Origin of the sequence: Bradyrhizobium sp. AUGA SZCCT0182 (assembly GCF_018130185.1) — a bacterium.
Classification (GTDB): Bacteria; Pseudomonadota; Alphaproteobacteria; order Rhizobiales; family Xanthobacteraceae; genus Bradyrhizobium.
This window is the reverse complement of the sequence record NZ_JAFCLY010000002.1, coordinates 23,579-44,906: the sequence shown is the minus strand read 5'-3', so window position 1 is coordinate 44,906 and position 21,328 is coordinate 23,579. Positions and strand designations below refer to the sequence as shown.

Genomic DNA, 21,328 nt, shown 5'->3' with positions numbered 1-21,328 from the left:
AGCGTGCGAGACGGAACGTTCAATCGAAAGCCATTGCTGGCGTTGCTTCTGCTCGGTCCCGTGATCGCGGGCTGCAGCGGCGCGCCCGACCTGCTTTCGAAGGATGCAGATTGGTTTTCGCGTCCCAGCCGCATCTTCATCAAAAACATTTCGATCGAGACGCCGCCGCTCACGCCAGACAAGCCGGTCACGGCGGAAGATCTTGTCTCCGCCGACGGCGCCTGTCCGGGAATGGCGCCGCCGCCCGGTGCGGCCGACGCCAATGCGCAGGCGGGTAGCAATCCGCCGCCCTCGACGAGCGGTACCGTCGCACTTGGCCATACCGAATGCGACGTGGTGCGCGGCATCGGCGCGCCCGACAACGTCAACTTCTCCAATAACGGCCGCGGCGATCGCGTTGCTATCGTTACCTATTCGCGCGGCCAGCGCGCCGGCATCTACACCTTCACCGCCGGACGTCTGTCGTCGATCGAGCGCGGGCCCGAGCCGGTGCAACAGCCGAGGGGCGCCAAGCCGAAGCGAAAGCCGGCAGCGACGTAGTCATCTGCCTCAGGGCATCATGAAGCCGTAGGGTGGGCAAAGGCGCATCAGCGCCGCGCCCACCGCCTTCCATTTTTGCGATCTTGATGGTGGGGACGCGGAGCCTGTCATCGGGCGCGCGTTCGCGCGACCCGTTGGCTTTGCCCATCCTGCGCACTACGCACCAATCGCGTAGCAATAGGCTTGGCTAACCCGTCGCCTCGTCATATTGCGAACTCGCCTCCAGCCAGTCTTCCTCAGCGCGCTGTAGCGCGCTGGCTGCACCGGCGCGGGCCTTGCTGAGCTGGGCGGCCTGCTTCGGATCGCGCGTGAACAGATCCGGCAGCGCGAGCGCGGTATCGATCTTGGCGATGATGCCGTTGATGCGCGCGATCTCGGCCTCGGCCTCGGCGATTTTCTGCCGCAGCGGCGTGCGCTTTTCGCTTTTGCCGCGCTCGGGTTTTGCGTTTTCCCTTGCGCGCTCATTGCCACGGTCGCGCGAAGCGGGTCTGACGTCGCGGATCGACAGCACCATCCGCCGATAATCGTCGAGATCGCCGTCATAGGTCGTCACCGTCTGGTTGGCGACCACCCACAATTGATCGGCGCAGGCTTCGATCAGATAGCGGTCATGCGAGACCATGATGACGGCGCCGGGAAATTCATTGATGGCTTCGGCCAGGGCGGCGCGGCTGTCGATGTCCAGATGGTTGGTCGGCTCGTCCAGGATGATCATGTTGGGGCCGTAGAACGTCGCGAGGCCGAGCAGCAGCCGCGCCTTCTCGCCGCCCGACAGGCTCTTCACCAGGGTGTCGCCGGCCTTGCCGGAAAATCCGATGGCGCCGACCCGCGCGCGCACCTTGCTCTCGGGCGTCTCGGGCATCAGCTTGCGGACATGGTCGTAGGGCGAGCCATCGAGGTTGAGTTCGTCGACCTGATGCTGCGCGAAATAGCCGACCGACAGTTTTTCCGCACGCGTGATCCGCCCCGAGAACGGCGGCAGCTTGTTCGCGAGCAGTTTTACAAGTGTCGATTTGCCGTTGCCGTTCGATCCCAAGAGCGCGATGCGATCTTCGGTGTCGATCCGCAGCGTGACGCGGTTGAGCACGGGCTTTTTGGGATCGTAGCCGACCGAGACGTCATCGACCGCGATGATCGGCGGCGACAGCATCTTTTCAGGCGTCGGGAATGAAATCTCGCGCACGTCCTGCGTCACCAGCGCCGTGACCGGCTTCATCCGCTCCAGCATTTTCACGCGCGACTGGGCCTGGCGCGCCTTGGATGCTTTCGCCTTGAAACGGTCGACGAACGCCTGCAGCCGCTTGCGCTCGTCCATCTGCCGCTTGGCGTGCTTGGCGTCGAGCATCTCGCGCGTGGCGCGCTGCTCCTCGAACGACGAATAGGTGCCCTTGTAAAGCGTCAGCTTGCCGCGATCGAGATGCAGGATCTGGTCGACCGACGTGTCGAGCAGATCGCGATCATGGCTGATCACGATCACCGTGCGCGGATAATTCGCCAGATGGTCTTCCAGCCAGAGCGTGCCTTCGAGGTCGAGATAGTTGGTGGGCTCGTCCAGCAGCAGCAAATCGGGCGCCGCGAACAACGTCGCGGCGAGTGCGACGCGCATGCGCCAGCCGCCGGAGAATTCCGAACAGGGGCGGGCCTGATCCGCGGTCGAGAAGCCGAGGCCCGAGAGGATCGCCGCGGCGCGGGCAGGCGCCGAATGCGCATCGATATCGACCAGCCTGGTCTGGATCTCGGCGATCCGGTGCGGATCGTCGGCAATCTCGGCTTCCTGCAACAACGCGTCGCGCTCCAGGTCGGCCTTCAGCACGACGTTGATGAGGCTTTCCGGCCCGTCGGGTGCTTCCTGCGCAAGGCTGCCGATGCGCCAGCGCGGAGGTATCGAGATGCTACCGGATTCGGTCGGCAGATCACCGCGAATCGCGTGAAACAGCGTTGATTTCCCGACGCCGTTGCGGCCGACAAAGCCGACGCGCGCGCCGGGCACGATCTGTACCGAGCTGTCCTCGATCAAAAGCCGTCCGGCAATCCGGATCGAGATATCTGTGATTGAAAGCATGCGGCCTTGTCACCGGACCCGCCGCCAAACGCAACCGATTTATCTGACGAACAGGCTCTCCTGAGCCTCCCGATACAGGTTAATGCCGCTCGTTCTCGCGCCGGCGGAGCTCATTGATCAATTGCTGCAATCGGGGCGAGAGTTCGGTTTCCGGACGCATATACTGCTGCAAGCGTTCGCCGACGGCATCGCAGATCGATTGCGAAGTCCGGTGATCGATCTGCTCGAAAACGGGATTGATTCGGCTATCCATGGCGAGTTCCAGCGTCGCTTTTGAGTAAATCTGAGTAAGTTGCTGCAGGATCAAGTCACGAGGCTGCGATTTGTTTCCGGTTGCAGAACTCCTATGCATGCATCTGAAACGAGCCGAAAAAGCGCAGTCCCACTGGTTCCCTGAATGGCCGGGGGCCATAGCGGGCCCGCCGAAGCGGATGCGGGCCTACTCCCAGCGAAGCCCCGGCAATGCAATGCGATCGATTGCGAAACGCGATCATCCGATCGCGAAGCGTGATCGTCTCCGCGAGGTTTCGGCGCGGAAAACGCGCCATCCGTGAGCTCGCTTCGGATCGGCCCGCAAGACGCCCGATCCGGGGGCGGGCAGGGGGCTGGCCAGCGAAAACGCGTCAAAACTGCGCGATAGCGCGGCATTGGGTCGCTTGCCGTCGCAGGACTGCGCCGATATAAGCCCCCAACTCCCAATCAGTGTTTGTAAGGACGTAACTATGGCGATGGAACGCACTTTCTCGATCATCAAACCCGACGCGACCGAGCGCAATCTGACTGGCGCCGTCAACGCGTTGATCGAGAAGGCGGGTCTTCGGATCGTGGCCCAGAAGCGCATTCGCATGACGCGCGACCAGGCTGAAACCTTTTACGCGGTCCACAAGGCGCGTCCGTTCTTCGGCGAACTGGTCGACTTCATGACGTCGGGCCCGGTCGTGGTGCAGGTGTTGCAGGGCGAGGGTGCGGTGCTGAAATATCGCGACGTGATGGGCGCCACCGATCCGTCGAAGGCGGCCGAGGGCACGATCCGCAAGGTTCACGCCAAGTCGATCGGCGAGAATTCGGTGCATGGTTCGGACGCGACGGAGACGGCCGCGATTGAAATCGCGCAGTTCTTCTCCGGCAACGAAATCGTCGGTTAATTCAAAACGAGCGGCGCGCGAGCGCCGCCCAGGACGGCCAAGCGCCGGGGGGAGCATGCTGTGAACTGGGTGCTGCAAATTTTCGATCCGGCGACGATCTCGACTTTCTTCACGCAGTTCCAGGCCGAGATGCAGCAGCCCGCCTTCTGGGTCGCGCTCGGCAAGATCATGTGGATCAACATCCTGCTGTCGGGCGACAATGCGCTCGTCATCGCGATGGCGTGCCGCGGGCTGCCGCCGCGCCAGCGGTTCTGGGGCATGATCCTCGGCGCCGGCGTCGCCGTTGGGCTGCGCATCATCTTCACCGGCATCGTCGTGTCGCTGATGGCGCTACCGTTCCTCAAGCTGGTCGGCGGACTGGCGCTGCTCTACATCGCGGCCAAGCTGTTGGTGCCCGAAGATGAAGGTGAGGGCGACGTGCACGCGGCGGCGCATCTGTGGGCTGCCGTGCGGATCGTGGCGATCGCCGACATCGTGATGAGCCTCGACAACGTGATCGCGGTTGCGGCGGCCGCCAATGGCAGCATTCCGCTGCTGGTGATCGGCCTTGCGATCAGCGTTCCCCTGATCGTTGCCGGTGCGGCGCTGATCATGGCGCTGCTGACGCGCATGCCGGCTCTGGTGTGGGCCGGTGCAGGCCTGCTCGGCTGGGTCGCGGGCGAGGTGATGGCCACCGATCCTGCCGTCGTTCCGCATCTGCGTGCGCTTTCCGACGGCCCGGTCGGCGTCCAGCTCGACAAGCTATTCGGCTGGACCGGCCTGCACTTCGCCAATGGCGGTCATGGCGCCGAGGTGGTGTGCGGGCTGATCGGCATCGCGATCGTGCTGGTGGTGGGATCGATGTGGCGCAAAAGCGCGCAGCAGAAACACGCCGCGGAGCACGCCGCCAAGGCGGCGTAGGTGTTCAGACAGCGGATTGCGTAGCGAACGGCTCGCATCGCGAAAACGGTAACGCCCGGGAATCTCCCGGGCGTTTTTTATGTGAGCTTGGCGTTCTCGGCGATCCGTCGCATCCCTGCTTGGGGCCGCTGTGCAATGAGACAGGGATAATTCTGTCTTTACCGCCGCACGATCGAGCCGGAGCGTCCGACCAGCCGCGCCAGTTGCTTGAAGCGGCTGCCGACACGGTCGGCGACCAGATCGACCATCCGGTGCTCGAACACCAGCATCAGCTTGCGGCCCTGGCTGCGGAAATGCGTCGCGGGCAGCACGCCGGTTCGCGCCGCCGAGATCAGATGCGCAACGCGGAACGCCGCGCCCAGCATTCTGGCGCGTTCGTCCATCGCCGGAGGCACCAGCTCGCGAATGCGCGCCGGCGGTTCGTTTTCCTCGCTGAGACCGGCGTAGCGATAAAACACCGACAGCGCGACAAAGGCGCGGCCCTGGTGGCTGATCGAGCCGAAATTGCCGTTGGTGATCAGGCTCAGCGTCTCCTCGCCGCGATGGTCCGGATGCACCCGCCAGCCGATGTCGGACAGCAGGCATGCGGCGTGGCGCAGCCGCCGTTCCTCGACGGTTTCGCGCAGCTTGACGACCCTGACCAGACGATCGGTCCACGAGACCAGTTCTTCGGCATGGCGGGCGGACCGCGACAACAGCTGGTTCAGCGTTTGCGCGGCGCAGATAAATCCATCGAGGGCGCGCTCGGATGGTGGCAGCTTTTCATACAGCAGCCCCTCGCGCACGCCGAAGGTCGAGAACACGATGGTCTTGGGCCTGGCAACGCGAATGATGTGTTCGAGCACCAGCGCCGCGTAGGTCAGCAGCGGCCGCCGCGCGTCGGAGATCATCTCGATATTGGCCAGCATGTTGGCCGCGGCCAGCCGCCTCAGCCGCTGCGCGAAGTCGAGCGCTTCCGCCGCCGGGATCGAATAGCCGTGCATCACCCGCAGCGGGTAGTCGCTCTGGATGATGTGGATGCGCGCCAGCGCGCGCCAGGTGCCGCCGACCGCATAGAAGGTGCGGCCGCGGCCGGCCTTGAGCTGGGCGACGTCGGACAGTTCGTCCCGGACGATTCGGTCGGCGCGTTTCAGCGATTTGTCCGACAGATCCTGCAGCGCCAGGCTGCCGAGCGGTAGCGTGACGCCGCTGCGGACGCGGTTGCGGTGCACGTCGATCAGTTCGAGCGAACCGCCGCCGAGATCGCCGACGATGCCGTCGGGATTGTGCACGCCGGACACGACGCCGAGCGCCGACAATTTGGCCTCGCGCGGTCCCGACAGGATTTGAATGGGGGCGCCGCAGATGCGCTCGGCCTTGGCGATGAAATCGGGGCCGTTGGAGGCGTCGCGGCAGGCCGCCGTGGCGATCGCATAGACGCGGCCGACCTTCTGGATCTTGCACAACGCGCGAAACCGCCGCAGCGCGGTCAATGCCTTGGCGACGGCGTCGGTCGCCAGCAGCCCGGTGGTCTGGACCTCGCGGCCGAGCCCGCACAGCGCCTTCTCGTTGAAGATCGTGACGAGGCTGCGCGCCATCGTTTCATAGACGACGAGACGAACCGAGTTCGAACCGATATCGATGACGGCGACGCTGGTTGCGCGCTTGCGCGGCCGCTTCACCGCCAATCCCCCATATGACGTAACCCGCTAGGACGAATGCTGACGCTCATTACGGCGCGTGAGGCGGCGCGGCGAAGATTCCTTGAGAGACTTTCCACGGCCTGACAGACTCGGATTCGTCATGAAGTAGTTGTGCAGATTGAACGGCTCTTCGCCTTTCGCGGCCTTCATACGCGTTGAAGACCCGTCCGGCAACAATTGCCAGCTTTGCTCGGTATCCTTCAGGTTCGCGACCATGATCTGTTCGAGAACCTGCTGATGCACCGTGGGATTTTGCAGCGGACAGAGCACCTCGACGCGGCGGTCCAGGTTCCGCGGCATCATGTCGGCGGACGAGATATACACAGCAGCTTTTGTGCTCGGCAGGCCTTGACCCATGCCAAAGCAGTAGATTCGGCCGTGTTCGAGGAACCGGCCGATGATGGATTTGACGCGGATGTTCTCGGAAAGTCCGGGCAGCCCGGGCCGCAGGCAGCAGATGCCGCGCACCACGAGCTCGATCGCGACGCCGGCCTGCGAGGCCTCATACAGCGCATCGATGATGTCGGGGTCGACCAGCGAGTTCATCTTCATCCAGATCGCGCCGGGCTTGCCGTGGCGGGCGTAATTGGATTCACCCTTGATGTGTTCGATGATGCGGTTGCGCAGCGTCAGCGGCGACACCGCCATGCGCTCGATGTCGCTGGGTTCGGCGTAGCCGGTGATGTAGTTGAATACCCGAGCCGCATCGCGCCCGATGATCGGGTCCGAGGTGAAGTAGGACAGGTCGGTATAGATGCGCGCGGTGACCGGGTGATAATTGCCGGTGCCGGTGTGGACATAGGTGGTGAGGTTGCCGCCCTCGCGGCGCACCACCATCGACAATTTGGCGTGGGTCTTCAGTTCGATGAACCCGTACACCACCTGCACGCCGGCGCGTTCGAGGTCGCGCGCCCAGCGGATATTGGCTTCCTCGTCGAACCGCGCCTTCAGCTCGATCAAGGCGGTCACCGACTTGCCGGCTTCGGCGGCTTCGGCCAGCGCGCGCACGATCGGCGAGTTGTTCGAGGTGCGGTAGAGCGTCTGCTTGATGGCGACCACGTCGGGGTCGCGGGCGGCCTGTTGCAGGAACTGCACGACGACGTCGAAGGATTCGTAGGGGTGATGGACCACCAGATCCTTCTGCCGGATCGCAGCGAAGATATCGCCGCCATGGTCGCGCACGCGCTCGGGATGGCGCGGCACATAGGGCACGAATTCGAGGTCGGGCCGGTCGAGCCGCGTCAGCTGCGACAGCTCGTTCATCGCCAGCACGCCGTCGACCAGGAAAATCTCGTCGTCGGCGGTGGACAGCGCTTGCTGCACGAAGGCGCGAAGCTCCTCCGGCATCTTGGCTTCGATCTCGAGCCGGATCACCGATCCGCGCCGCCGCCGCTTCAGCGCGGTCTCGAACAGGCGGACCAGATCCTCGGCCTCTTCCTCGATTTCCAGTTCGGAATCGCGGATGATGCGGAAGGCGCCCTGGCCCTTGACGGTATAGCCGGGGAACAGGCGGCCGATGAACAGGCCGGTGGCCTGTTCCAGGGTGATCAGGCGTACCGCGCCGTCCTTGCCCGCGGGCATGCGGATGAAGCGGTCGATCTTGCCGGGCATGCGGATCAGCGCGTTCATCGGCTTGCCGTCGGCGACCCGCGACAAATGCAGCGCGATCGTGAAACCAAGGCTCGGGATGAACGGGAAGGGGTGCGCCGGATCGATGGCGAGCGGCGTCAGCAGCGGGAAGATGTTATGGAGGAAGTGATCCTCGATCCAGCTCCGCTCGGCCTTGGTGACGTCATGGCCATCGACCAGAATGATCCCGGTCTTGGACAGAATGGTGCGCAGGTCGCTCCAGATCGCCTGCTGATCCGAGGCGAGTTCCGAAACCGTCTTGTTGATGGCGACGAGCTGCTCGGACGGGGTCAGGCCGTCGGGGCTGCGTTCGGCGATACCTTCACGGACCTGCGCCTTGATACCGGCGACACGGACCATGAAGAATTCATCAAGGTTATTGGCTGAAATCGACAGGAACCGGACCCGCTCCAGCGTGGGGTGGCCGGGATTGACCGCTTCCTCGAGCACGCGGCGATTGAAGTGCAGCCAGGACAGCTCGCGATTGATGAACCGCTCCGGGCTGGTGGCGATGGCCAGTGGCGCTTCGGCAACTGCGTCTTTTTCTGTTATTTCAATAGCTTGTGCCGAGTCCATGAAGTTTCGGTCCATCTCAGTTGGAGCGCAGCGCCAGTTTAGGCGGATGCCGTGCGCACCATGTGATAGTTGGATGACGTTTCGATGACATTGATGTTCCGCCCGCCGCCGCCGTCAAGGCGGCGGGGGCGTGACATGGCGCGCAGCGGCAGCAGCGCCCGTCAGGCGTTGCGCAGCAATTCGGCTGCCAGCGCCCGGGTCACCGGCCGGCCGAGCCGCAGCGCCTCGCTATCCAGCAGGTCGATGGCCTGGCGCGCAGCCGCATAGGATCGCTCGATCCGGCTGGCGAGATAGCTCACGACAGTCTCGTCGATGCTCAGCTGCCGGTCGGCGCAGAATTTGACGATCAGGCTGCGGAACAACAGATCGTCGGGCGGCAATAGCGGCACCGTCGGCACCGCGCGCAGCCGCGACCGCAGATCGCGCAGCTCGACCTCGAAGGCCGATGGTGCCATCCGCGCCGTCATCAGAATGAAGGCTTCGTCTTCCCGCCCCAGATTCATCAGGTGGAACATCGCACGCTCGTCGAAATCCCCCGGTTTCAGGTCCTCGACCACCAGCGCCCCCGTCGCAAGCGCGCCGGGTACGGCGGTGGGCGTCAAAGCGTGTGCGGATATCGAGCGGGCGCCGGCTTGCTCGGCCCAGATCGCGGCGAGATGGCTCTTGCCGGAGCCTTCCGGGCCTACCAGCAGCATGATGCGGTTGGGCCAGTCGGGCCAGCTTTCGATCAGCGCCAGGCCCGCCTCATTGGCCGGCCCTTCCAGAAAATTGTCGCGGGTCAGGCTTTCTGCATGCGGCAGCGCAAAGGCAAGCTGACGGGGTTGAACGCGAACTGCCACGCAAGTCTCCGGAACCATGGCGTTTTCAAGCGAAGTGGGTACCGGTTCGCGTGAGGACGCGTCAAACAAAACGCTTCAAACAAAACGCCTATTTGGCCTCGATCGTACTCATGTGCCGCACCCACTCCACGAGATAGAGGGAGACGGAAACCAAAGTAAAGACCGTAACAAAGCCCATCAGGATCAGGTCGTATGGCGTCGGCTTGAAGTTGAAGCCGAGCGACGCCAGCACCAGGGCGGCGAACGCCACCTGCGCCACCGTGTTGAGCTTCGAGACCATCAAGGGTTTCATCGGGATAGGCTTGTCGAACAACCATGACACAATCACGGCGGTGACGATCATGATGTCGCGCGACACCACCAGGATCACGATCCACAGCGGCACCGCGCCCCAGATTCCGAGCGAGACGTAGATCGAGACCAAAAGCGCCTTGTCGGCGAGGGGATCGAGCAGGGCGCCGAGCTCGCTGGTCATATTGAAGCGCTTGGCGAGGAAACCGTCGACGGCGTCGCTGACGCCGGCAATCACGAAGATAGCGAACGCGATCTCCATCTGCCTCGAGGCGATCGCCCAGACGATAATGGGCACCAGGATGATGCGACCCAGTGTAATGATATTCGGAATATTCAACTCGGTCGCTTCCCGGCTACCGGCCTAATTGCGTAACAGATCCGGCCCTTTGCGGGGCGGGCCGGTTGTTATCTACATAGTATATCGACCCCGCGCTTGCGAGCCATTGCAGGATCGCCGAAATCCTCGTAACCAGCCGTCTTCTGACGGGAATTGAGCATGATCGACCGCAAAAACGGGCTCACTTACGCCGATTCGGGCGTCGATATCGATGCGGGCAATCGCCTCGTCGATCTCATCAAGCCGATGGTGCGTGCCACCGCCCGCGCCGGCGCCGACGCCGAGATCGGCGGCTTTGGCGGGCTGTTCGACCTCAAGGCAGCCGGCTTCACGGACCCGGTGCTGGTGGCCGCGACCGACGGCGTCGGCACCAAGGTCAAGATCGCGATCGAGACCGGCCTGCACGGCGGAATCGGCATCGACCTGGTGGCGATGTCGGTCAATGACCTCGTGGTGCAGGGCGCCGAGCCGCTGTTCTTCCTCGACTATTTCGCCTGCGGCAAGCTCGATCCGGAAGCTGCGGCTGCCATCGTGGCCGGCATTGCCGAGGGCTGCCGGGAGTCCGGCTGCGCCCTGATCGGCGGCGAGACCGCGGAAATGCCTGGCCTCTACAAGGACGGCGATTACGACCTCGCGGGCTTTGCTGTGGGGGCTGCCGAGCGCGGCACGCTGCTGCCGAGTTCAGACATTGCGATCGGCGACGCCGTGATCGGTCTTGCCTCCTCGGGCGTGCATTCCAACGGCTTCTCTCTGGTCCGCAAAATCGTCGAGAATTCCGGCCTCGGCTTCGACGCCCCGGCACCGTTCTCGCCTGTGATGACGCTCGGCGGCGCGCTGCTGGCGCCGACGCGGCTCTATGTGAAATCGTGCCTGCGCGCGATCCGCGAAACCGGCGCAATCAAAGGCCTCGCCCACATCACCGGCGGCGGCTTCACCGACAACATTCCGCGCGTGCTGCCGAAGCATCTCGGGGTCGGCATCGATCTGGCGCGGCTGCCGGTATTGCCTGTCTTCAAATGGCTGGCCGAGCAGGGCGGCATCGCCGAGCTCGAATTGTTGCGCACCTTCAACTGCGGCATCGGCATGATCGCGATCGTCAAGCCGGATGCGATCGACAGGGTCACCGAAATCCTCACCGAGGGCGGCGAGACTGTCGCCCTGCTCGGTGAAGTGATCGCGGCGGAAGGCGAGCATCGCGTGGTCTATAACGGTCATCTGGACCTGTCGCGGTGACGCCGTGAAGCGCCGCGTCGCCATTCTGATCTCCGGGCGTGGATCGAACATGGCCGCGCTGATCGACGCGGCCAAAGCACCGGATTTCCCGGCGGAAATCGTCACCGTGATTTCCAACCGCGCCGATGCCGGTGGCCTGGAAAAGGCTGCTGCGAGCGGCATTCCCACGACCGTGATCGAGAGCAAGCCGTTCGGCAAGGACCGCGCAGCCTTCGAAGCGGTGCTGCAGCGGGCGCTCGATGAAAAGAATGTCGAGCTGATTTGCCTTGGCGGATTCATGCGGCTGTTCACCGCCGAATTCGTCAAACGCTGGTACGGCAAGATGCTCAACATCCATCCCTCGCTGCTGCCGTCCTTTCCGGGCCTCGATCCGCACGGCCAGGCGCTGACGACCGGCGTGAAGATTTCAGGCGCCACCGTGCATTTCGTGATCCCGGAAACCGACGCGGGGCCGATTGTGATGCAGGGCGCGGTCGCGGTGGCCGATGGCGACACCGCCGAGACGCTGGCTCAGCGCATCCTCGGCATCGAGCACCGCATCTATCCCGAAGCGCTGCGGCTGCTCGCCAGCGGCAAGGTCCGCCTCGAAGGCGACATCTGCAGGATTTCGGGACAGGCCGCGCCGGACGGAACCCTGATCTGGCCCGCGGTGTGATGCGGCGCTTGTGGCCCGCTGCGGGATACCGCATCGAGCCACGACGATTCAGCGCGGCGCGGGCGGCTGGCTAACGGGCAGGCGCTGCGGCGGGCGGCCAGCGCTGGTCAAGCGGCGCCGGCGGCTCTGGCGGGGGCACGCTGGCGCGCTGTGCCGGCGCTGGTTTGGGCCGGGCGGCGGCTAGGGGCGGCGCAGGTGCGGGGCCTGCAAAACAACTGATCGAGCCGATCGTGGTCGAACCATATTGCACGTAACCGCTGGTCTGCTGCGGCGAATGTGGCGCATTGATCGGCAGATAGACCATGCAGATCGTGCCGTCGACTGGATCGCGCAATCGCTGGATGACGGTATCTTTCAACGGCCCTCCGAATTGCCGCTCGATCTGCATGGTCGGCATCTTGCTCCAATCCACCGGCTGGGCGTGCGCAAGCGGCGGCGACAGCGCAAGGCTTGCCGCACACACGCGCCATGTGGACAGGGCGCGCCGCCGGCCCTGCGTTCGTCGACTTCGCCGCATCGCTGAATATCGCTGCTCAGAATTCAGCGGCCATGCCGACACGGCCGATATGTTCGGTGCCGCCGCCGTTCGAATAGCTGCCGAACAGCACGGTCGGCGCCGGGGTGTTGAGGCGATACGCAAGCCCGAGGCCCGCGCCATAGGCGCCTCGATAGGCGCCGCCGGTCGCCGATACCGTGAGCTTGCCTGCGGCGGAAGGCATCACGACGGGGGCGAGTGCTGCGCTGGCTGCGATGCCGCGGCGCGCTTCGGTGCGGTTGGCATCGACCTGGCTTTGCACGCCATTGAGCTGGGTTTGCAGCCCGGTGACCTGACTTTGCAGGCCGGTAACCTGGCTCTGCAGCCCGGTGGCCTGGGTCTGCAGCCCCGCGGCCTGCGACTGGAAATTCGCCGTCGCGCTGTTGAGCTGGCTGATATTCGCAGCGTCCGTCGCGCTGACGCCGGCGGCGACATTGGTGACGCGCCGCTCATTGCCGGCGGAGCCGACGGAGACCGTATTGGCGGCGGTGGCGGTCGAATTGGCGCCGATTGCGACGGAGTTGGTGGCGGTGGCGGAGGCGTTGACGCCGACCGCAACGGCGCCGGTCGCCGTGGCGTTGGCGCTGGTGCCAAATGCCGCGCTGTTGACCCCCGATGCGGCACTGTTGGCGCCGGCGGCCACGCTGTTGGTTCCGGATGCGGTGCTGTTGTAGCCCAACGCCGCGCTTTCCTGGCCGCCGGCATTGGCGCCGCGGCCGACCGCCGTCGCGCTGGCGGCGCCTGCCGTCGCGTCGGTGCCGAAAGCCGCGGCATAATTGAAGTTTGCGGTTGCGCCCGTGCCAAAGGCCGAAGCACTGGTGGCGGTCGCACTGGCACCGGTACCGACCGCCACGCTTTCGCCGGCAGCGGTATTGGCGTTTGCGCTCGACCCGATCGCGATCGAGCCGGTGGTGCTCGATGCGTTGACGCCGATGGCGATCGAACCGGCGCCGGTGGCGTGCGCTCCGAGGCTGCCGGTGCCGCTCGCTGCAATCGCGCCAACGCCGGTGGCGAACGCGTTGTTGACCTCGGCGCCGCTGTAGGTGACGCCGTCCTCGGCGGCAAGCGCGCTCGAGATCGGCAATGCCATGGCGCCAATCAATGCGAGGATCGCAGGCGTTGCAAACTTGATCATAAATACCCCTGAAATTTCCTGTCTCCCGCAGGGCTTATTCGACTGAGGGCAAACCGTCGTATCCCCGGCGGCATTGGTTATGAACAGGATGGCACCGGCCAGGCAATTTCATCTGATGTTGCGGATGCGTCACAGGAAAGCGGCGGCGGCGACGGGAAAACATGAACTGCATGGCGCTAACGGCACCTCAGGGGAGCGCCTCGATGCCCAGCGATCGCTCGGTATCGGTGTTCACGCGATGTTTGTGCGTTGAACTTTATCTTCTGGCCGCTGACCTATGATGAAGCCAGCCGCGTGGGACCCAAGAACATCATGGATGACGCAAGAACAGTATGAATAAGGTCGTTTTCTCTACCGATGATTTGTCCACTGAACTCGACGACAACGGGCGGTTCAAGCTCTGGAGAGAGCTTCATAGCGACCTCTATTGCGCGTTCGACTATTCAAGGCTCAACGACTCCGTGTTTTCGGCGCGCTATCAATTCTCCCAGTACGGAAACGTGAGGACCAGTCGGTTCAGCAGCGGTGCGATCAATGGGTTAGCGCGAACGCCGCGGCACATTGCGAACGACACCACTGAACTCTTTGCCTTCACGTTCAATCATGCCCGCGAATCGGTATCGATACGATGCGAGCTGACGAACCGTGAATGCATCATGGCGCCTGGCGGGGCAACATTTTATACCGCAGACAACGCAGGCATATGTCAAAGCAAGGCCGGGTTGAAATCGACGACCGTCGCAGTGGCACGCCAAAATCTCATTGAACTGGTTGCCGATCCGGACGATCTCATTCTCAGTCAATTCGACCTGAACAATCCGACGCTCCGGCATCTGGCGCGATATCTCGACATCATCCAGGAGCCGAACGACGATGGCGGCAATCCATTGGATGCGCACATCGAGACGACCTTTCTGGATCTCTTTGCGCTCGCGCTCGGCGCACGCCGCGACGTGACTGAAGTTGCCCGCAACCGCGGGCTGCGCGCTGCCCGCCTGCAAGACGTTCTCCTCACGATCCGGAAAGGATTCTCCGATCCGGCCTTCTCGTCGGAACGGGCGGCCCGCGCTCTCGGCGTATCGCGCCGCTATGTCAACGACCTGCTTTCCGAGACCGGCAACTCCTTCGCCGCGCGCGTCCTGGAGTTGCGCCTGCAAAAGGCACGCATGATGCTGGCCGATCACCGCAACGATCGCCTCAAGATCGACGAGGTCGCGTTCGCCTGCGGCTTCAACGAGGTGTCGTATTTCCACCGCTGCTTCCGCCGCCGCTTCGGCGCGTCGCCGGCGCAATATCGTGGCAGTGGGGGCGGGGACGCCTAGTTCCGTTTCGCCCGTCTTGGACCAGGCCAGTGCCGCCCAGTGCCACCCAGTGCCACCCAGTGCAAGGTACTGTGGCCGCCGAACAACAGCGGCTTCTATTCGGTCCCTGGTGAGGCCCGTAAGCGATTGACGCTGTGCACGAACTGGGCGCAAATCCGGGCTTGCTGACCGGCATGTCGTGCACTGTTTTCGAGCGGGCGCTTTCTTCGGGAATGAAATTGATGCGCTGCGCATCGCGAGCGGAGAGGATCGGGGGCGGTCGCGCTTTGGCGCGACTGGCGGCGATCGCGTTCGTGCTCGCGTTCGGCGTGTCTTCCGCGCAGGCACAGCTGACGCCGACACCGACCCCCACGCCAACACCGACGGCCTCGCCCACACCATCGCCGTCCCCGACGCCGCAGATGATCAACTCAGCGGTGTCGTCGACCGCGACCATCACCAACCTCGGCAGCAATTTCCTGGAACGGTTCGGCACCACCAGCGGCTTCAGCCGCATGATGCGGACCAATCCCGGCGGCGGCGGCGCCTCCGAGGCTGCGGAAACACCGCGCTACCGGACCTGGTTCGAAGGCTATGGCATTTCGGCCAACAACGGTCCGCTCGGGTTTTTCGTCGGCGACACCCGCAAGACCTGGGGCGGCGTCGCCGGCATCGGCGCGCGCATCGCAACCGGCGTCAATGTCGGCTTCTCCGTCGACCAGAGCCGCACCGACATCGACGTGCCGCTGGCGTTGCAGTCGGCCAGGATCGACCTGACCCAGTTCGGCTTCAATGCCTCCGTGGATGCCGGGTCGTGGACCTGGGCCAGCGTGATCGTGCACGGTTTTGGCAACGTCAATTCGCGCCGCGATACCGGTTTGGGTTTCGCGACCGCCGGCTACAACGCCATGCTCGACGGCGTGCTGAGCGAAATCAGCTACTACTGGTCCAAGGACCAGTACCGCATCGTGCCCAAGGGCGCGGTCGAATATGTCCACGCCCAGACCGGAGCGTTCCAGGAGTTCGGCGGCCTCGATCCGGTGACGGCAACGGGCGCCACCGTGCAGCGCTTCCGCGTGCTTGTTGGTGCCGAGGTCGGGCATTACTGGATCTTCGATCAGAAGATTTTGGACCTGTCGGCCTATGGCAAGTTCGTCAACAACGTCGTGCAGAATTTCTCCGACACCACGGTGAGCCTCGGCGCCCAGAGCGTGACCTTCCAGGGCATCGGCGAAAGCCAGTACGGCGCGGATGCCGGCGCCTCGGCCTCGCTCAGCCTGACCAACACCGCGCGCCTCTACATCAACTACGACGCCAAATTCCGCGCCGCGATGCAGTCGCACCAGGGCACGTTCGGCCTTGAGCTGAAGTGGTGATTTTTCCTTCTCCCTCGCCAGCGGGGTCGAGACGAGCGAAGCTCGCTCTTAGAGGTTAGGGAAGCCGTGGAGCGGCTGGCGTCATTGAAACAACGCGCCTTCGCGCGTACAATTTCTCGCTCACCGTGGAGAAATCGAAATGGCGAACAAAGACGGCCATGGGCAAGCCAGCGACCCGCGTGAATTGACGCTCGATGAGCTCGACAACATCTCGGCCGGGCACGGCGTTGTCATCCCGCCTCAGGGCTTCGACAAACTCGAAACCCAATCGCCACCGCCGAAGCCGGTGAACCCGGTAGGAACCAAGATTATTTAGGCCGCGCGCCTAAACCGCCTTATCCCGATCGACCCTGACCACGCGGCCTTTTTCGATCGCGAGCGCCAGCCTGCCGTGCTTCAGCGACAGCGCCGCTTCGCCGAACAATTCGCGGCGCCAGCCATGCAGTGCGGCGACGTCGGCCTGATCGTCGGCCGCGATCTGCTCGAGGTCGTCGACGGTCGCGATCACCTTGCTGGCCACCGCATGACGCTCCGAGGTCATTCGCAGCAGCACCTTCAGGAGTTCGACGATCGCAGCGCCATTCGAATTGCCGCGCGGCTTTTCGAGCTTCGGCAAGGTCGCAGGATCGCGCGCGATGCCGCGTTGTACGGCGGCGACGATGTCGCTGCCCCATTTGGAGCGGTCGAAACCCTTCGGCAGCGAGCGCAGATTGGCGAGACGCTCCAGCGAGGTCGGCGCATGGGTGGCGATGTCGCCGACCGCGTCGTCCTTCATCACGCGGCTGCGCGGCACGTCGCGGCTCTGCGCTTCCTGTTCGCGCCAGGCTGCGACTTCCATCAGCACGGCCAATTCCTTGGGCTTGCGCACCCGCGTCTTCAGCCGCTCCCAGGCGCGCTCGGGGTGGAAATCATAGGTCTTCGGCGAGGTCAGGACTTCCATCTCCTCGCTGACCCATTCGCTGCGGCCGCGCTTCTTCAAATCGGCGTCGAGCGCCGCGAACACATCGCGCAAATGGGTGACGTCGGAGACCGCGTAATGCATCTGGTCTGCGGTCAGGGGCCGGCGCGACCAGTCGGTGAAGCGATGCGTCTTGTCCGGGCGGTGGCCGGTGATGCGCTCGACCAGCGCGTCATAGGCGATGCTGTCGCCATAGCCGAGCACCATCGCCGCCACCTGCGTGTCGAAGATCGGGTGCGGAATGGTGCCGGACTGGTGCCAGACGATCTCGATGTCCTGCCGCGCGGCATGGAACACCTTCAGGACCGCCTCATTGCCCATCAATTCGAAGAACGGCTTGAGGTCGATGCCCTCGGCCAGCGTGTCGATCACGACGGCTTCGTCCGCGCTGGCCATTTGAACGACGCAGAGCAGGGGATAATAGGTCGTCTCGCGGAGGAACTCCGTGTCGACGGTAATGACCGGGTGCTTGGAGAGGCGATCGCAGGCAGCCGCGAGGTCGGAAGTGGTGGTAATCAGATCCATGAACAGTCCATGACGCTTACGACAGGCGTTCGGCCGAAAGCGCTGGTATGTCAAGGGTCTTTGGGCAAAATTTGGCCCTGGATAGGAGGCAAAGCACCGCTTTCTGCGTGCGCTTTGCGGCAGGACGCGCTTGGGGCGTGTCCTGCAAACGGTGGTTCCGGCCAAGGATCCCAGGTCGATGCCAGTTCGAAGCCAGGCTGGCCGGAAGAATTACTCGTAGCGGGCGCGCTTCGACGGCCGGCGCCCCGAGGGCAGTGCGAGCACGATGAGGCAGAGCGCGACCATCATCAGCCCGATGAATTCGATGGCAAAGACGTTCAACGAAAAGCCGTCCACGGCAATCACTCCCCAGTACGGTCGTTAGAATTGTCGGGAGTGGATTGAGGGGATGTTAATCGAAATGGTTAAGCGCCGGGTCCGTCCGGCAATGGTGGATGGGCGCTTAAGAAGCGGGGTTAACGGGGCGGAGGCGAATGCAACTTTGGGGCGAAGCGAATTGTCAATGAAGCTGCGCCATGTATGGGCGATGGAGCAGCAGGCAGTCATGCGCAGGTCTTATGGGTTGCCTGAATGAAATGGCTCGGCATTCTGATGTTGCTGATTGCCGCGGTGGTCGTGTTCTGGGTAACGGCCTATCCGAGCGTCACCGTTCGATACCGCTTGACGCTCGAGGCGCTGGTAGACGGCGAACTGAAGACCGCATCTAGCGTCCGTGAAGTGACCTACGGCAAGCAATCTGGCTTCGCCTCTGGGCATGAACTTTTCATCCGTTACAGGGGTGAAGCGATTGCCCTCGATCTCGGTTCTCGCGGGACGTTGTTCGCGTTGCTGACGAAAGACGCCGATGATCGGTCGAGGGCGGAATGGATAGTGCTTCACGCGTTCGGTTTTAACGGCGGTAGCCTTCCGCGACCGGTGGAAGAGGGCTTGAAGCAGGTGTCTCGGCTGTCTGGCAAGCGCGAACTGCCGCTAGACGGCCTTCCCATGCTGGTTCGGTTTCGTGACCTGGCCGATCCGACGACGGTGGAAAGGATCAGTCCGCTCAATATCGAGGAACGTTTCGGTCCAGACGCAAAGCTCATCCGCGCTACACTGGAGATCGTACCGGCGGGGATATGGCCATTGAACTCTGTCGGCATCACGGGTGAGCCGATAACGACGGGGATTCTGGAGCGGCTGCCGTGGCTGAAGCGCCTCAATGGCGGATACCTTGATGGGGCATTCGCAGGCGGCGGGCCGGCTCTGTCAAATGTTCTCTTCGGGGGAAATTTCAAAACAGGTGCGGAATGAGACCTCGGTCAGGAAGCGGCGAGGGAAACGCGCTGCTCACCGCTAACGCCCGCGATCGCAGCAGGCGCATTCGCCGCCGAGGACTGGCAGCTCCCCAAGCCAGCATTTCATACCGCCTGCATTGGGCCGGCGTGCTCGGCAGCAGCGGTCTCTTCGCGTTCCAAGGGCAGGGTGAAATGAAAGGCGGCGCCGCAAGGTTTATTGGCATCGGCCCAAATCCGTCCCCCTTGGGCTTCGATGATCGAACGGCAGATGCTTAGTCCCATGCCGAGGCCACTGGACTTGGTGGTGAAGAATGCGTCGAAGAGGTGCTCAAGGCTCGCCGGATCCAGTCCCGGACCGGTATCCCGCAAGCTGACGTGCACGCCGTTCGAGGCATCTGCGGCAGTGCTGATCAACAACTCCCGCGTCCCCTCGCTGGCGCCGTTCATCGCTTCGATGGCGTTGATGATCAAGTTGAGGATCACCTGTTGCAGCTGGACCCGGTCCGCCTGAATGAGCGGCAAGCCATCTGCGAGTTGCGTCCGCACCCAGACGCCGTTCTGTACTGCTTCGCCGCGGGTCAGGGCTATGACCTCGAGGATCGCCTGGTTGATCTCCAGGCTCTCCTTCCGCGGCGGAGCTTTCTTGATGAGGGCCCGGATCCAGCCGATGACGTCGCCGGCACGCTTGCCGTCACCCGTGATCTGACCGAGGATCTGCCGAACCTCGCCGAGGTTCGGTGGCTGAGCGGCTAGCCAGCGCAAGGCCGCCTGGGCGTTGAGCACGGTCGCAGCGATCGGCTGGCTGACTTCATGGGCGACCGAGGCCGTCAGCTGCCCCAGCGTGGAGACGCGATTGGCGTGGGCGAGCTCCGCCTGCGCGGAGCGCAAGGCCTCTTCGGCCCGCTTGCGTTCGGTGATGTGCCGCCCGACGCCGCGGTAGCCGACGAAGCGCCCCGACTCGTCAAACATCGGCAGCCCCGAGACGGACACGTAACGCTTGCTGCCGTCGGGGACAGGGCGCGCGAGCTCGAAATCACGGAACGGAAGGTGCGCCTCGAGCGTCTGCCGGTGCTTGCGCCAGGCCTCTGCGTCGGGTTCCAGGTAAGGCACCTCCCAGCGCGTTTTCCCGATCTCGGCGCCCCTCGTCCACGCCGGCGCGTCTGCAAGGTTCTCGGCGAACTCCTGGTGAGTAAAGCGATGCTGCGCGTCGGTCTCCCAGTACACGTCGAAGGAGAATTGCACGAGGGTGCGAAAGCGCTCCTCGCTTTGCCGCAGCGCCTCTTCCGCCCGCTTGCGCTCGGTCAGATCGAGGACAAAGCCAACACCTTGATTTGTACCTTCTTCGAACATCGCCCCGCCGATCAGCACGTGGACGCGGCTTCCGTCCTTCCGCAAGTACGCTTTCTCGAACGGTTGGGCCGTCCCGATCCGCTTCAGCTCTGCCACGGTACGCGCGTCGCGGTCGCGCCATTCCGGCGGTGTCAGGGATGTCCGGTGCAGGCGACCCGCAGTGAGATCCTCCCGGTCGTATCCCACCATGCGGAGAAACTCGTCATTGGCCTCAAGAATGCGCCCGTCGACTTCCCAGATGATGATCCCGATGATGTTGGCGTCGACCAGGCGCCGGATCTTCCTGTCACGCTCTTCGATTTCGCTCTGGAGCTGGACGTTCTCCTCTGTCGCTTTTCGCCGGCGCCTCGCTTCGAACCGTGCGAGCGCCAGCGCTGCCCCTGCCAGGACCGCGACAACGACGACAGCCGTAGCGATCAGCCAGGCTTTGCGCTGTTCGAGTGCCTTGGCGCGCCTCTCTTGATCCACGCGCAGGAAGCGCTCGTGGTCCACCATCTGGTCGATTTGCGACCGGATCTCGTCCAGGCTGCGGATCATCGCCAGCGCTGCCGGCCCAGAGCTGGTTCGGGCAGTATTGACGATGTCATCGATCTCGCGCAGCTTTGCTGCAACGGTCAGCGCCAGATGTCCCGCACGATGGTTCTGCAATGGATCGCTCGCTACAAGAGCCTGGAGCGCGTGGGCGTCGCGGCGCACGCTTTCGTCGGAGACGCCGTAGGCCTTGAGATATGAGGGGTCCAGAGTCAGCAGATACCCGCGCCTTTGGGCCTCCACGTCGGCGATGACTGTCCGCAGCCGATCCAGCGTCTCGAGCACCTGGCGACCACGCTCGAACAGGAGATCTGCCGCTTGTCGCTCCTGCCAATATCTGAAGCCGAGAAACCCGGTCGCGACAACCACAGTTAGAAGAACCGCGACCACCAGCGCCAGCGGACGAGCAAACCACCGAGAGGACTGGCTTAGAGTGACTGACATTGGCCTG

20 protein-coding genes are annotated in these 21,328 nt (G+C 63.8%); 10 read left to right on the top strand and 10 right to left on the bottom strand.

Annotation, left to right across the window (positions count from 1 at the left end):
• Positions 1-42 precede the first annotated feature (42 nt).
• On the top strand, positions 43-540 hold the full coding sequence (locus JQ611_RS02495; protein WP_212264958.1) for a hypothetical protein: 498 nt from the start codon (positions 43-45) through the stop codon (positions 538-540).
• Positions 541-727: 187 nt separating this feature from the next.
• Here the strand turns inward: JQ611_RS02495 and JQ611_RS02490 are convergent, their stop codons facing one another.
• Complete coding sequence (locus JQ611_RS02490; RefSeq protein WP_212264782.1) at positions 728-2,602, bottom strand: ABC-F family ATP-binding cassette domain-containing protein; 1,875 nt, start codon at positions 2,600-2,602, stop codon at positions 728-730.
• Between the two features lie 82 nt (positions 2,603-2,684).
• Between JQ611_RS02490 and JQ611_RS02485 the strand changes: the two genes are divergently transcribed.
• The 3 genes from JQ611_RS02485 to JQ611_RS02475 all read left to right on the top strand — a co-directional run bounded on the left by JQ611_RS02485 (position 2,685) and on the right by JQ611_RS02475 (position 4,647).
• Entirely contained in the window at positions 2,685-2,879 is a 195-nt protein-coding gene (locus tag JQ611_RS02485; protein WP_212264781.1) for a hypothetical protein, read from the top strand.
• A gap of 445 nt (positions 2,880-3,324) precedes the next feature.
• Positions 3,325-3,747 (top strand): nucleoside-diphosphate kinase, encoded by a 423-nt coding sequence (ndk, locus tag JQ611_RS02480; RefSeq protein ID WP_192740707.1) that lies wholly within the window; start codon positions 3,325-3,327, stop codon positions 3,745-3,747.
• A gap of 60 nt (positions 3,748-3,807) precedes the next feature.
• Complete coding sequence (locus JQ611_RS02475) at positions 3,808-4,647, top strand: TerC family protein (RefSeq protein ID WP_212264780.1); 840 nt, start codon at positions 3,808-3,810, stop codon at positions 4,645-4,647.
• A 158-nt stretch (positions 4,648-4,805) separates the two neighbouring features.
• Here the strand turns inward: JQ611_RS02475 and ppx are convergent, their stop codons facing one another.
• The 4 genes from ppx to JQ611_RS02455 all read right to left on the bottom strand — a co-directional run bounded on the left by ppx (position 4,806) and on the right by JQ611_RS02455 (position 10,004).
• Positions 4,806-6,308, bottom strand: coding sequence for an exopolyphosphatase (gene ppx / locus JQ611_RS02470; RefSeq protein WP_212413521.1), 1,503 nt, complete (start codon positions 6,306-6,308; stop codon positions 4,806-4,808).
• A 27-nt stretch (positions 6,309-6,335) separates the two neighbouring features.
• Positions 6,336-8,534: an RNA degradosome polyphosphate kinase gene (locus tag JQ611_RS02465; RefSeq protein ID WP_212464422.1), complete on the bottom strand. Its 2,199-nt coding sequence runs from the start codon at positions 8,532-8,534 to the stop codon at positions 6,336-6,338.
• 161 nt (positions 8,535-8,695) lie between these two features.
• Complete coding sequence (locus tag JQ611_RS02460) at positions 8,696-9,373, bottom strand: chromosomal replication initiator DnaA (protein ID WP_212388542.1); 678 nt, start codon at positions 9,371-9,373, stop codon at positions 8,696-8,698.
• 88 nt (positions 9,374-9,461) lie between these two features.
• Complete coding sequence (locus JQ611_RS02455; RefSeq protein WP_192740702.1) at positions 9,462-10,004, bottom strand: CDP-alcohol phosphatidyltransferase family protein; 543 nt, start codon at positions 10,002-10,004, stop codon at positions 9,462-9,464.
• A gap of 159 nt (positions 10,005-10,163) precedes the next feature.
• Between JQ611_RS02455 and purM the strand changes: the two genes are divergently transcribed.
• On the top strand, positions 10,164-11,237 hold the full coding sequence (gene purM, locus JQ611_RS02450; RefSeq protein ID WP_212264776.1) for a phosphoribosylformylglycinamidine cyclo-ligase: 1,074 nt from the start codon (positions 10,164-10,166) through the stop codon (positions 11,235-11,237).
• A 4-nt stretch (positions 11,238-11,241) separates the two neighbouring features.
• Positions 11,242-11,892 carry a phosphoribosylglycinamide formyltransferase gene (purN, locus tag JQ611_RS02445; RefSeq protein ID WP_212413524.1) on the top strand — a complete coding sequence of 217 codons (651 nt, stop codon included), beginning with the start codon at positions 11,242-11,244 and terminating at the stop codon, positions 11,890-11,892.
• A 70-nt stretch (positions 11,893-11,962) separates the two neighbouring features.
• Here purN and JQ611_RS02440 read toward each other — a convergent pair whose 3' ends face one another.
• Together JQ611_RS02440 and JQ611_RS02435 are read right to left on the bottom strand one after the other, a co-directional pair.
• Positions 11,963-12,409 carry a hypothetical protein gene (locus JQ611_RS02440; protein ID WP_212388535.1) on the bottom strand — a complete coding sequence of 149 codons (447 nt, stop codon included), beginning with the start codon at positions 12,407-12,409 and terminating at the stop codon, positions 11,963-11,965.
• Positions 12,410-12,425: 16 nt separating this feature from the next.
• Entirely contained in the window at positions 12,426-13,562 is a 1,137-nt protein-coding gene (locus JQ611_RS02435) for a DUF1720 domain-containing protein (protein WP_212264773.1), read from the bottom strand.
• A 332-nt stretch (positions 13,563-13,894) separates the two neighbouring features.
• On the opposite strand from JQ611_RS02435, the gene JQ611_RS02430 reads away from it, so the two are divergent.
• The 3 genes from JQ611_RS02430 to JQ611_RS02420 all read left to right on the top strand — a co-directional run bounded on the left by JQ611_RS02430 (position 13,895) and on the right by JQ611_RS02420 (position 16,555).
• Entirely contained in the window at positions 13,895-14,884 is a 990-nt protein-coding gene (locus JQ611_RS02430) for an AraC family transcriptional regulator (protein WP_212388527.1), read from the top strand.
• Positions 14,885-15,105: 221 nt separating this feature from the next.
• Positions 15,106-16,239: an autotransporter outer membrane beta-barrel domain-containing protein gene (locus tag JQ611_RS02425; protein WP_212464421.1), complete on the top strand. Its 1,134-nt coding sequence runs from the start codon at positions 15,106-15,108 to the stop codon at positions 16,237-16,239.
• 139 nt (positions 16,240-16,378) lie between these two features.
• Positions 16,379-16,555 carry a hypothetical protein gene (locus JQ611_RS02420; protein WP_212264770.1) on the top strand — a complete coding sequence of 59 codons (177 nt, stop codon included), beginning with the start codon at positions 16,379-16,381 and terminating at the stop codon, positions 16,553-16,555.
• Positions 16,556-16,564: 9 nt separating this feature from the next.
• Here the strand turns inward: JQ611_RS02420 and rnd are convergent, their stop codons facing one another.
• Together rnd and JQ611_RS42360 are read right to left on the bottom strand one after the other, a co-directional pair.
• Positions 16,565-17,722: a ribonuclease D gene (gene rnd, locus JQ611_RS02415; protein WP_212264769.1), complete on the bottom strand. Its 1,158-nt coding sequence runs from the start codon at positions 17,720-17,722 to the stop codon at positions 16,565-16,567.
• A 210-nt stretch (positions 17,723-17,932) separates the two neighbouring features.
• The gene (locus tag JQ611_RS42360; protein ID WP_283813420.1) at positions 17,933-18,058 is read right to left on the bottom strand and encodes a hypothetical protein; all 126 of its coding nucleotides are present in this window, start codon (positions 18,056-18,058) and stop codon (positions 17,933-17,935) included.
• 234 nt (positions 18,059-18,292) lie between these two features.
• Between JQ611_RS42360 and JQ611_RS02410 the strand changes: the two genes are divergently transcribed.
• Positions 18,293-19,012, top strand: coding sequence for a hypothetical protein (locus JQ611_RS02410; protein WP_212464420.1), 720 nt, complete (start codon positions 18,293-18,295; stop codon positions 19,010-19,012).
• A 107-nt stretch (positions 19,013-19,119) separates the two neighbouring features.
• Here the strand turns inward: JQ611_RS02410 and JQ611_RS02405 are convergent, their stop codons facing one another.
• Positions 19,120-21,321: a PAS domain S-box protein gene (locus JQ611_RS02405; RefSeq protein WP_212464419.1), complete on the bottom strand. Its 2,202-nt coding sequence runs from the start codon at positions 21,319-21,321 to the stop codon at positions 19,120-19,122.
• Positions 21,322-21,328: the final 7 nt, after the last annotated feature.